This is a genomic window from uncultured Georgenia sp. (assembly GCF_937958535.1).
Taxonomy (GTDB): domain Bacteria; phylum Actinomycetota; class Actinomycetes; order Actinomycetales; family Actinomycetaceae; genus Oceanitalea.
Window position 1 is genome coordinate 1 of sequence record NZ_CALGNQ010000081.1, and the last position, 9,768, is coordinate 9,768.

The 9,768-nt window shown below is 74.9% G+C and carries 11 protein-coding genes; 7 read left to right on the plus strand and 4 right to left on the minus strand.

Annotation, left to right across the window (positions count from 1 at the left end; all coding sequences use genetic code 11):
- Positions 1-252 (plus strand): DUF3830 family protein (locus Q0195_RS04810; RefSeq protein WP_299275316.1); only part of this gene is annotated, 252 nt, incomplete at its 5' end.
- Between the two features lie 2 nt (positions 253-254).
- On the opposite strand, the gene Q0195_RS04815 is transcribed toward Q0195_RS04810, so the two are convergent.
- Both Q0195_RS04815 and Q0195_RS04820 read right to left on the minus strand, forming a co-directional pair.
- A complete protein-coding gene (locus Q0195_RS04815) occupies positions 255-1,640 on the minus strand; it encodes an amidase (RefSeq protein WP_299275319.1) in 1,386 nt (461 codons plus the stop codon).
- A 1-nt stretch (position 1,641) separates the two neighbouring features.
- Positions 1,642-2,622 (minus strand): D-2-hydroxyacid dehydrogenase, encoded by a 981-nt coding sequence (locus Q0195_RS04820; RefSeq protein WP_299275328.1) that lies wholly within the window; start codon positions 2,620-2,622, stop codon positions 1,642-1,644.
- 67 nt (positions 2,623-2,689) lie between these two features.
- Here Q0195_RS04820 and Q0195_RS04825 point away from each other — a divergent pair, with 67 nt between their 5' ends.
- From Q0195_RS04825 to Q0195_RS04835, 3 genes are read left to right on the plus strand one after another with little or no spacing between them, the layout of a single operon-like run.
- The gene (locus tag Q0195_RS04825; protein ID WP_299275330.1) at positions 2,690-3,496 is read left to right on the plus strand and encodes an Asp/Glu/hydantoin racemase; all 807 of its coding nucleotides are present in this window, start codon (positions 2,690-2,692) and stop codon (positions 3,494-3,496) included.
- Positions 3,493-4,233: a maleate cis-trans isomerase gene (locus tag Q0195_RS04830; RefSeq protein WP_366518075.1), complete on the plus strand. Its 741-nt coding sequence runs from the start codon at positions 3,493-3,495 to the stop codon at positions 4,231-4,233. Before Q0195_RS04825 ends, Q0195_RS04830 begins: the two co-directional genes overlap by 4 nt.
- Positions 4,220-4,894 (plus strand): GntR family transcriptional regulator, encoded by a 675-nt coding sequence (locus tag Q0195_RS04835; protein WP_299275332.1) that lies wholly within the window; start codon positions 4,220-4,222, stop codon positions 4,892-4,894. The genes Q0195_RS04830 and Q0195_RS04835 overlap by 14 nt, the downstream gene beginning before the upstream one ends.
- Positions 4,895-4,946: 52 nt before the next feature.
- Here Q0195_RS04835 and Q0195_RS04840 read toward each other — a convergent pair whose 3' ends face one another.
- Complete coding sequence (locus Q0195_RS04840) at positions 4,947-6,191, minus strand: Glu/Leu/Phe/Val dehydrogenase dimerization domain-containing protein (RefSeq protein WP_299275333.1); 1,245 nt, start codon at positions 6,189-6,191, stop codon at positions 4,947-4,949.
- Between the two features lie 133 nt (positions 6,192-6,324).
- Between Q0195_RS04840 and Q0195_RS04845 the strand changes: the two genes are divergently transcribed.
- Positions 6,325-7,299 (plus strand): LysR family transcriptional regulator, encoded by a 975-nt coding sequence (locus tag Q0195_RS04845; protein ID WP_299275335.1) that lies wholly within the window; start codon positions 6,325-6,327, stop codon positions 7,297-7,299.
- Here Q0195_RS04845 and Q0195_RS04850 read toward each other — a convergent pair.
- Entirely contained in the window at positions 7,259-8,035 is a 777-nt protein-coding gene (locus Q0195_RS04850) for a DUF5995 family protein (RefSeq protein ID WP_299275337.1), read from the minus strand. The genes Q0195_RS04845 and Q0195_RS04850 overlap by 41 nt on opposite strands.
- Before the next feature lie 239 nt (positions 8,036-8,274).
- On the opposite strand from Q0195_RS04850, the gene Q0195_RS04855 reads away from it, so the two are divergent.
- Positions 8,275-9,447, plus strand: a complete 1,173-nt coding sequence (locus tag Q0195_RS04855; protein WP_299275339.1) for a DUF1524 domain-containing protein — start codon at positions 8,275-8,277, stop codon at positions 9,445-9,447.
- A 59-nt stretch (positions 9,448-9,506) separates the two neighbouring features.
- Positions 9,507-9,768 (plus strand): hypothetical protein (locus tag Q0195_RS04860; RefSeq protein ID WP_299275341.1); only part of this gene is annotated, 262 nt, incomplete at its 3' end.

A 9,768-nucleotide genomic window follows, 5' to 3' on the forward strand; every position in this document is an offset into this window, starting at 1 on the left:
TTCGAGCCCTGGGAGATCGGCAACCCGGCCTTCGGCTACGAGCCGGGCTCGGCCGCCCACGCCGAGCAGGGCGCGACCGACCTCGCCCTCTTCTACGGACGGAACAACCTCCTGGTCAACGGGGACGTCGGCTGGGTGCCCGGCAGCGTCTTCGCCACCGTCGAGGAGGGGCTGGAGGCGATGGCGCGGGCCTGCAACGACGTCTGGCGCCACGGCTTCGCCGGTGAGCGGCTGAGCTTCACCCGCGCCTGAGGTCAGGAGAGCACCCACTCCACGAAGCGGGCCACGGCCAGCACGAGGTCGTCGGAGTGGCGCGGTCCCACGATCTGCAGCCCCACCGGGAGACCGGCGGCCGTCCGCCCCACCGGCACGCTGATCGCCGGCTGCTGGGTCATGTTGAACGGGTAGGTGAAGGGGGTCCACTGCGGCCACCGCTCCAGCCCGCTGCCCGGCGGGACGTCGTGCCCCGCCTCGAACGCCGTGATCGGCATGGTCGGGGTGAGCAGGACGTTGTGCTCCTCGTGGAAGGCCCCCATGGTGATCCCCAGTTGGGCGGCGACGTCACGCGCCTGGAGGTAGTCCACCGCGCTGAGCCGCTCGCCCTGGTCCCACACGCGGCCCAGCCCGGGGTCGATGGTGTCCCGGGCCCCGGGCATCCTCCGCAGGAGCGTCGCGGCACCGGCCGCCCAGAGCACCTCGAAGGCCTCCAGCGGGTCGGCGAAGCCGGGGTCGGCGGGGGTGACGGGCAGCCCGGCGGCGTCGACCCGGGTGACGGCGTCCTCGACGACCCGCCCGACCTCCGGGTCCACCTCCACGTAGCCGAGGTCGCGGGAGTAGGCCACGTGCAGCCCGGTGACCTCGCGGTTGAACTCGCCCCGGTAGGTGAGCCGCGGCGGTGCCAGGGACGTCGGGTCCCGGTGGTCACGCAGCGACAGGATGTCCATGAGCAGGGCCGTGTCCTCGACCGTGCGCGTCAGCGGCCCGGCGTGGGCGAGCGGACCGAAGGGGCTGGCCGGGAACATCGGGATCCGGCCGTGGGTGGGCTTGAAGCCGACGACCCCGCAGAACGAGGCCGGGATGCGGACGCTGCCACCCCCGTCGGTCCCCACCGCCAGCGGCCCCATGCCGGCCGCCACCGCGGCCGCGGCACCTCCCGACGAGCCGCCGGCGGTCATCCGGGGGTCGGCCGGGTTGCGGGTGACGCCGGTGAGCGGGCTGTCGGTCACCGCCTTCCACGCCAGCTCGGGCGTGGTCGTCTTGCCGAGCAGGACCATGCCGTCGGCCCGCATCCGCGCGGTGACCGGGGAGTCCACCTCCCACGGCTGGTCCGGGTCGATCGCGCGGGACCCGCGCAGGGTGGGCCACCCCCGGGTGAGGAAGATGTCCTTGACCGACGCCGGGACACCGTCGAGCAGCCCCTGGGGCCGGTCGGTGCGCCACCGCTCCTCCGACGCCCTCGCCTGCCGCAGCGCGGACTCGGGGTCGACGAGGCAGTAGGCACCCAGCTCCCCGTCGACCTGCTCGATACGGTCGAGCACCGCCGTCGTCACCTCCACCGGGGAGAGCTCGCCGGAGGCGTAGGCCGCGACGAGCTCCACGGCGGTCATCCCGGTGAGGGCGGTCGTTCCGGTGGGGGTCATCTCAGCTCCCGGTGCTCGGCACGTATCCCAGCGACTTGTCGACGACGTTGCGCAACGGTCGGCCCTGCGTCCAGCGCACGAAGTTGTCGGCGAACAGCTCGACGAGCGCATGTCGCCAGCCGACGACGTCCCCGGAGCTGTGCGGCGTGATGACGACACCCGGCAGGTCCCACAGCGGGTGGTCCGGCGGCAGCGGCTCGGGGTCGACGACGTCGAGCGCCGCACCGGCCAGCCGGCGCTCCCGCAGGGCGGTGACGAGGTCGTCGGTGCGGACCAGCTCGCCGCGCCCGACGTTGACGAACCGGGCGTGGGGCGCCATGGCCGCGAAGGCGGCGGCGTCGAACATCCCACGGGTGGCGTCGGTGAGCGGGGCGAGGGCCACCACCCAGTCCGCCTCCCCCAGCGCGCGGTGCAACCCCTCGGGACCGACCACGGTGCCGAAGTCCGGGTCCTCCTCGCGCGCCCGCCGACCGGCGCCGCGCACCTCGACACCCACGGCGCTGAGCAGTCGCGCGGTGGCACGGCCGATCGGGCCCGTCCCGACGACGAGCGCCCGGGTGCCGGCCACCCGCTCGGACTCCCGGTGCTCCCAGCGGTGGGCGTGCTGCCTGGCCAGCGAGCCGGGCAGGTCCTTGGCGAAGGCGAGGACCTGCGCGAGCACGTACTCGGCGATGGGCCGGTCGAAGACGCCGCGGGAGCTCGTCACCGTGACGTCGCTGCGGCGCACCTGCGGGCAGAGCACGGCGTCGACCCCGGCGGCGGCGACGTGCAGCCAGCGCAGCGAGCCCGCGGCGGACCAGGCGTCCGGCACCGCGCGGCTGAAGGCGTCGTAGACGAACAGCACGTCCGCACCCGGCAGCGCGGCGGCGAGCCCGGGAGCCTCGGCGGGGCGGATCTCGGCGTGCTCGGCCACGGCCGCGAACGGCGCGGAGGGCGGCAGGCGGCCGCCGTGGAGGACGACGACGACCGGCTGTCTGGGCACGTTGACAACGTATGAGCCACCGCCCTAGATTGTCAACAATCTGGCAATCCTCCGGCTGGAGGCCCGAGTGGAGCTCAGTGGTGCCGAGTTCGACGGTCCGCTCGCTCAGCGCGGCATCGGCATCATCGCGCCCTTCGACCTCGCGCTGGAGCGCGAGCTGTGGCGGTGGGCACCGCTGGAGGTGAGCTTCCATCTCGCCCGCACCCCCTACGAGCCCGTCCCGGTGAGCCTGGAGATGGCCGAGCTCGTCTCCGAGCACCGGCACCTGCAGGCCGCCACCCGTGACGTCCTGGGGGTGGAGCCGGAGATCGTCGCCTACCTGTGCACCTCCGGGAGCTTCGTCCACGGCCTCGCCCAGGAGACGCAGCTGCGGGAGGCCATCATCGCGGCCGGTGCTCCGGACGCGGTGACGACGTCGGGGGCGCTGGTCGAGGCGGTGCGGGAGCTCGGGCTCGAGCGCGTCTGCGTCATCACCCCGTACGACGCCGCGCTGACCGACCGGCTGGTGGCGTTCCTCGGCGAGCTCGGGGTCGACGTGCTCCGCTCCCACCACCTCGGCCTCGGCGGCGGCATCTGGCGGGTGAACTACCGCACCGTCGCCGAGCTCATCCTCGACGTCGACGACCCGGGCGCGGGGGCGGTGTTCGTCTCGTGCACGAACCTGCCGACCTACGACATCATCGCCCCGCTCGAGGAGCGGCTCGGCAAGCCGGTCCTCACCGCCAACCAGCTCACCGTATGGGCCTGCCTCGGCCGGATGGGGCTGCCGATGGTGGGCCCGGGCCGGTGGCTGCGCGGCGTCTTCCAGGAGGACGCCACCCCTCCCCCGCTGCCCGAGCCGCCCGCCCCCGACCACGAGGAGTCCCGCCCGTGACGAGCACCCGACGGCCCACGGTCGGCATGGTCTACCCGGGCCATGCCGCGGAGGACGAGTACCCCGCGGCCGCCCGGACGCTGGACGTCCACCTCCCGGTGGCCCACGTCTACGGCACCGACCTGCACGCCGTCCCCGAGCTGCTCGACCTCGGCTCCCCGGAGCGGCTCGCGGGCGGGGCCGAGCAGCTCGCCCGCCACCGCCCGGACGCCGTGATGTGGGCGTGCACCTCCGGCAGCTTCGTCTACGGCCGCGACGGCGCGCGCGAGCAGGCCGCGGCGCTCGCCCGGGTGACCGGCGTGCCGACCTCGAGCACCAGTCTGGCCTTCGTCGCCGCCCTGGAGGCGCTCGGCGCGTCCCGGGTGGCCGTGGCCGCCACCTACCCGCAGGACGTCGCCGAGCTCTTCGGCGGCTTCCTCACCGCCGCCGGCGTGGAGGTGGTGTCGCTGTCCGGCGCGGGGATCGTCACGGCCGCCGAGGTCGGCACCCTTCCCCCGGAGGAGGTGGTGGACCTCGCCGTGCACCACGACCACCCGCGCGCCGAGGTGCTGCTCGTGCCCGACACCGCCATGCGCACCCTCCACGTGCTGCCGGCGCTGGAGTCCCGGCTGGGCAGACCCGTGCTCACCGCCAACCAGGTGACAATCTGGTACGGGCTGCTGCTCGCCGGCGCGCGGCCGCACGCCCCCACCCTCGGAACGCTCTTCGCGCGAAAGCAGGACCATGCCCACCAGTGACCTCACGCCCGCGCCGCGGCGGTCGACCGTCGAGCACATCGCCGACGAGCTGCGCAGCGCCGTCATGTCCGGAAGGCTGGCGCCCGGCACCCAGCTCGGCGAGGTCGACCTCGCCGAGCGGTTCGCCGTCTCCCGGGGGCCGGTCCGCGAGGCGCTGCAGCGCCTCGTCTCCGAGGGCATCCTCCGGGCGGTCGTCAACCGGGGCGTCTTCGTCAGCGAGCTGTCGGTCGAGGACGTCGTGGACGTCTACCGGACCCGGGCGGTGATCGAACGCGGCGCGCTGGAGATCGTCATGGCCGAGCGCCGCGAGGAGACCTACCGTGCCCTGGGCCCCAGCCTGCGGCAGATGCGGGCCGCGGCCGAGCGTGGCGACGGGCCCGGTGTCTCCGACGCCGACCAGCAGTTCCACGAGGTCCTCGTCGAGGGCTCGGGCAGCCCGCGGCTCATCCGGGCGATGCGGACCCTGCTGGTGGAGACCCGGATGTGCCTCGGGGAGCTGGAGACCACCTACCCGGACCTCGGTGCCCAGGTGCGCGAGCACGAGGAGCTGCGCGAGGCGATCCGCAGCGAGTCGGAGACCAAGGCCAAGGCGCTCCTGCTCGCCCACCTCGACGACGCCGTGGCCCGGCTGGTCGCCAAGCGCGCCGAGCCCGTCGCCTGATGCTCCACCCGACCGGGCCGCCGGTCGCCTCACCCGCAGCCCGGATGCGGGCTCAGGGGATGTGGATCTGCGTGCCCGCCAGGAGGCGCAGGTTCGCCTCGGCGAGGTGCCACGCCGTCTGGCGCGGCGCCACCCGCGCGCTGCGCCACTCGGTCAGGAGCGCGCCCACCCGGTCCCACATCTCGGTGCGCAGCCGCCCGAACGCGACGTCCGGGTCGGTGCCCACCTGCCCCTGGAGGAGCCACCACGCCCACGCCGCGGCCCCCGCGTTCGCCACGACGTCCGGGACCACCGGCACCCCACGGGCGGTGAGCAGGGCCTGTGCCTCGGGGGTGGTCGCCGCGTTGGCCGCCTCGACCACGACGAGCGCGGTGACGTCGGCGACCGTGTCCGCGTCGAGCGCGTAGGAGACAGCGGCCGGGACGAGGACGTCCGCCTCGGTGGACAGCACCGCCTCGCGCGGGCGCTGCTCGACGTCGTCGGGGACCCGCGAGCGGTCGATCTCGCCGTAGCGGTCGCGCAGCGCGAGGAGTGCCGGGACGTCGAGGCCACCGGGCCGGTAGAGCGTGCCTGCGACGTCGGCCACCGCCACCACCCGCACGCCGGCCTGGTGGAGGTACCAGGCGGTGGCCCCACCCATCGTCCCCACGCCCTGGACGGCGACGGAGGTCGCCGCGGGCTCCCAACCGAGCGCACGTGCCGCGCCGAGGCAGGCCTGGGCCACCCCGTACCCGCCGATGACGTCGCCGAGGAGCTGTCCGCCCGGGACCCGGGTGGCCAGCCCGGCCTGCACCCGGTGCAGCGTCGCGGCAGGGTCCGCCGAGCGCCGGATGGCGGCGTGGAAGGACTGCCCCAGCCCGAGCCGGGCGAACACCTCGTCCAGTGCGGTCTGGGAGACGCCCAGGTCCTCCGCAGTGACCCAGTGGCGGTCCAGCCAGGTGTGCATCGCGGTGAAGAACCGCTCGAGGACACCGGTCGCGCGCGGGTCCCGCGGGTCGAGGTCGACCCCGCCCTTGGCACCGCCCACAGGCAGCCCGAACACCGCGGTCTTCGTGGCCATGCCGCGGGCGAGGTCGGCGACCTCGGCCAGGGTGCACCCCGCACGCATCCGCGTGCCGCCGGTGGCCAGGCCGCCCACGAGCGTGTGGACCACGAGGTAGCCCCGCGCCCCGGTCACCGGGTCGGTCCACTCCACCCGGTGCTCCGGCTCGCGGGACATGACCGAGGGCACCCGTGCCGGTGAGGACGGGACGGGAGCCGTGCGCTGGTCGCGCGGCGAGCTGGACGTCGTCGTCATGGCCACACCTCCTCCGGGAGATCCGCTGCCTCCAGCGTGAGCCCGGTGACGCGCGGCGTCCAGCGACGGTTCGTGCAGCGTGCTGTGCACAGTTCCTGCACGGTCGGTGCGTGCGGTGCCTACGCTGACGGGTATGGAGCTGTCGCTGCGTCGCCTGCGGATGCTGCGTGAGCTCGAGCGCCGCGGCACCGTGACCGCGGTCGCCGCCGCCCTCCACTACAGCCCCTCGGGTGTCTCCCAGCAGCTCGCCCAGCTCGAGCGGGAGGTCGGGGTGCCGCTCGTCGAGCGGCACGGTCGGCGGGTCCAGCTCACCGAGCTCGGGCTGCTGCTCGCGGAGCACGCCGAGGAGATCCTCGCCGCCGTCGAGCGGGCCACGACCGCGCTCGAACGCGCCCAGCAGGGGGTCACCGCCCGGCTCACCGTCGGGGTGTGGGCGTCGGTGGCGTCGGGCCTGCTCCCCGCCGCACTCGCCGTCCTGGCCCGGGACCACCCCGGTATCGAGGTGCGGACCACCGAGCTGGCCCCGGAGGAGACCGCCGACGCCGTCCGGGACGGCACGCTCGACCTCTCCTTCGTCATCGAGTACTCGACCTACCCGCGGGCGTGGGACCCGGCGCTCGGCAGGGTCGTCATCGCGGTCGAGCGGCTCCACGCCGCCGTCCCCGCCGGCGTGGTGCCCGGGGACACCGTGTCGCTCGGTGAGCTGGCCGAGCAGCCGTGGATCCTCGCCGGGCAGCGCTCCCACTTCGGTCGCGCCGTGCGCCTGGCCTGCCGGCACCGGGGGTTCGAGCCGCGTATCGGGCACGAGGTCGAGGAGCAGGCCACCGCGCTGGCCATGGTGGCCGGCGGACAGGGGGTCACGCTGGTCTCCGACCTCGCCCTCGCGCTGCTGCCCCCGGGTGTGGACATCGTGGCGCTGGAGGAGCCGGTCATGCGCACCGTGTCGCTCGCCCACCGCGCCACGGGTACCGCACGCCCCTCCGTCGCGCTGTTCGTCGACGCCGTGCGGACGGCCGCCGCCCAGATGGGGCTGGCGGCGAGCGCCCCGCTCCCGCACTCCCCCGGGGTCAGCGGCCGAGCAGGGCGGGGGCGCCCTCCAGCTCGCTGAGTGGGGTGAGGAGCAGGCGGCCGGCCATACCCACCGTGCGCTGGAGGGTGCCGAGGAACTCCCCGGAGACCGGCTCGAGGTGCTCGATCTCCCACAGCACCCGGGCGTTGGTCCACGCGGCGTCGCGGGCGCGGGCGATGCTCCAGCTGCCGACGAGGCTCGCGACCGGCCCGACGAGGTGGCGGTCCACCTCCAGCGCGATGCCGCGGAGGAAGGAGCGGCGCACGGCGTCCTGCTCCTCGGCCAGGAGGTCGGTGATCGCGCGGTAGTCGGCGGCGACGGCGTCGAGGCCCACTCCCAGCTGCCGGTTCGTCGTCACGACCGCGACCGGCAGGTCGTAGTTGATGTGGGCGTTCATGCCGGCGAGCGCGTACTGGATCGCCACCCGCCCGCCGTCGTGGCGGCTCTCGAGCAGGGGTGCCCACGCCTTGTTCGACCCCACCGGTGCCCGGACGGCGTCGACGTACAGTCCGCCGAAGACGGTGGTGAGCCGGGCCATGTACGCCGGGTCGCGGAACCCTCGCTCGGTGATGCGCTGGTGGACGCGCCGGGTCACCCGCAGGTACATCCCGTTGAACGCGGCCAGTCCGTCGCCGTCGGTGCTCTGCGCCCCGATCTCCTCCAGCGCCGCGAGGAGCTCCGCCACGGAGCCGAGCTGTCCGGGCGGGACGTCCGCACGCGGGCGTCGACCGACCAGACGGCGGACGAGGTCACGCAGACCGGAGAGCAGAGTCATGGGCGGAGAGTAGCGCCGCCGGGACGGGGGATGGTCGATACTGGCGTCGTCACCTGCTGATCTGGCGTCTGCCGTGCGTCCTCCACACCGCGGCGACGCCCCCTCCCGGAGGACCGCCCGTGACCGACGAGGTTCGCCCCGCTCCGCCCCCACGCCTGCCCGTCCCCCCGCCCGGGCGACCGGTGCCCTCCGGAGCATCTCGGCGACCTCCGCTGTGGTGGTTCGTCGGCCTGGGCGCCGTGCTCCTCCTGTCCGTGCTCCCCGGCGACCCGGCGGCCCCGCCGGCCCTCGGCGGCCTGTACCTCCTCCTCACCGGGGGCTGGGCGCTCCTGCGCCGCGGCTCGTCCCTGCGCGCCGTCGGGCGGCGCGGCCTGGCCGGCCTCGCCGTCGTCGGCGCGGTCCTCTTCGTCACCGGGAGCGCCATCGCCGGTCCGCCGGCGACCGACCGACCCGCGGTGTCCACGGAGCCCTCGGACCCTGCGACGCTGCGGCCGACCACCGAGCCCACCGGGCCTGCCCCCACCGCTGCCCCGACGCCGACGCACGAGCCCGGCAACGCGCCGACACCGAGCGCGCCGACGCCGAGCGCGCCGGCGACGCAGACGCCGGAGCAGACGGACGCCGCTGCCAGGTCCGCCCTGGAGGTGGCGCGCACGCTCGAGGTCAAGGGCCGCGCCCCTCGGACCGGCTACGACCGTGACCTCTTCGGCTCCGGCTGGGTCGACACCGACCGCAACGGCTGCGACACCCGCAACGACATCCTCGCCCGCGACCTCGTCGAGATCACCTACCGGCCCGGCACCCGGGACTGCGTGGTCGCCTCGGGGGTCCTGCACGACCCGTACAGCGGGCAGACCATCCGGTTCGTCCGCGGCAACGACACGAGCAACGCCGTGCAGATCGACCACGTCGTCGCGCTCTCCGACGCCTGGCAGAAGGGCGCCCAGCAGTGGGACGAGGCGACCCGGGTGCGTTTCGGCAACGACCCGCTCAACCTCCTCGCCGTCGACGGCCCGCTCAACCAGCAGAAGGGCGACGGGGACGCCGCCACCTGGCTGCCGCCCAACCGGGCCTACCGCTGCCCCTACGTCGCCCGCCAGGTCGCAGTGAAGGACGCCTACGGCCTGTGGGTCACCCAGGCCGAGCAGGACGCGATGGTTCGGGTGCTGAGCAGCTGCCCCGACGAGCCGCTGCCGACGGCCCAGTCGCCGACGGCGACGTCCGTCCCTGCCTCCCCCGCCGCACCGGCAGTGCCCACCACACCGCCGCCCGCGTCCCCGGCCGCACCCGTGGACACCCCGTTCCGCAACTGCAGCGAGGCCCGCGCCGCCGGCGCCGCCCCCGTCCACCGGGGCGACCCCGGCTACGGCCCCCACCTCGACCGGGACGGCGACGGCATCGGCTGCGAGTAGCGACGCGTCGACCGCGCAGAACGCAGACCTGGCCGGGGCGGCGTCACTACCCTCCGCCCATGACATCTCGACGCACGCCGCTCGCCCGGGTCCTCCTCGCGCTCACCGGGCTGTTGTCCATGGTGGTCCTCGTCGCCGTCCCCACCGCACAGTGCCTGGCCTGCCGCGCGCCCCTCACCCGCGACGACGCGAGCCTGGTGCGGGTGTTCGGCGAGCTCGAGCCCTCGTTCCGGTGGGGCGCCTATGCGATGCTCGTCGCCCTCGTGCTGCTCATCGTCTTCGTCGCCGCCCTCGGCGCCGAGCTTCGCGACATCGGCGCCG

Excerpts from the sequence above, each read along its gene's own strand:
- Q0195_RS04840 (WP_299275333.1), bottom strand. The coding sequence starts at position 6,191 with ATGACGACGACGTCCAGCTCGCCGCGCGACCAGCGCACGGCTCCCGTC.
- Q0195_RS04850 (WP_299275337.1), bottom strand. The coding sequence starts at position 8,035 with ATGACTCTGCTCTCCGGTCTGCGTGACCTCGTCCGCCGTCTGGTCGGT.
- Q0195_RS04845 (WP_299275335.1), top strand. The coding sequence starts at position 6,325 with ATGGAGCTGTCGCTGCGTCGCCTGCGGATGCTGCGTGAGCTCGAGCGC.
- Q0195_RS04835 (WP_299275332.1), top strand. The coding sequence starts at position 4,220 with ATGCCCACCAGTGACCTCACGCCCGCGCCGCGGCGGTCGACCGTCGAG.
- Q0195_RS04815 (WP_299275319.1), bottom strand. The coding sequence starts at position 1,640 with ATGACCCCCACCGGAACGACCGCCCTCACCGGGATGACCGCCGTGGAG.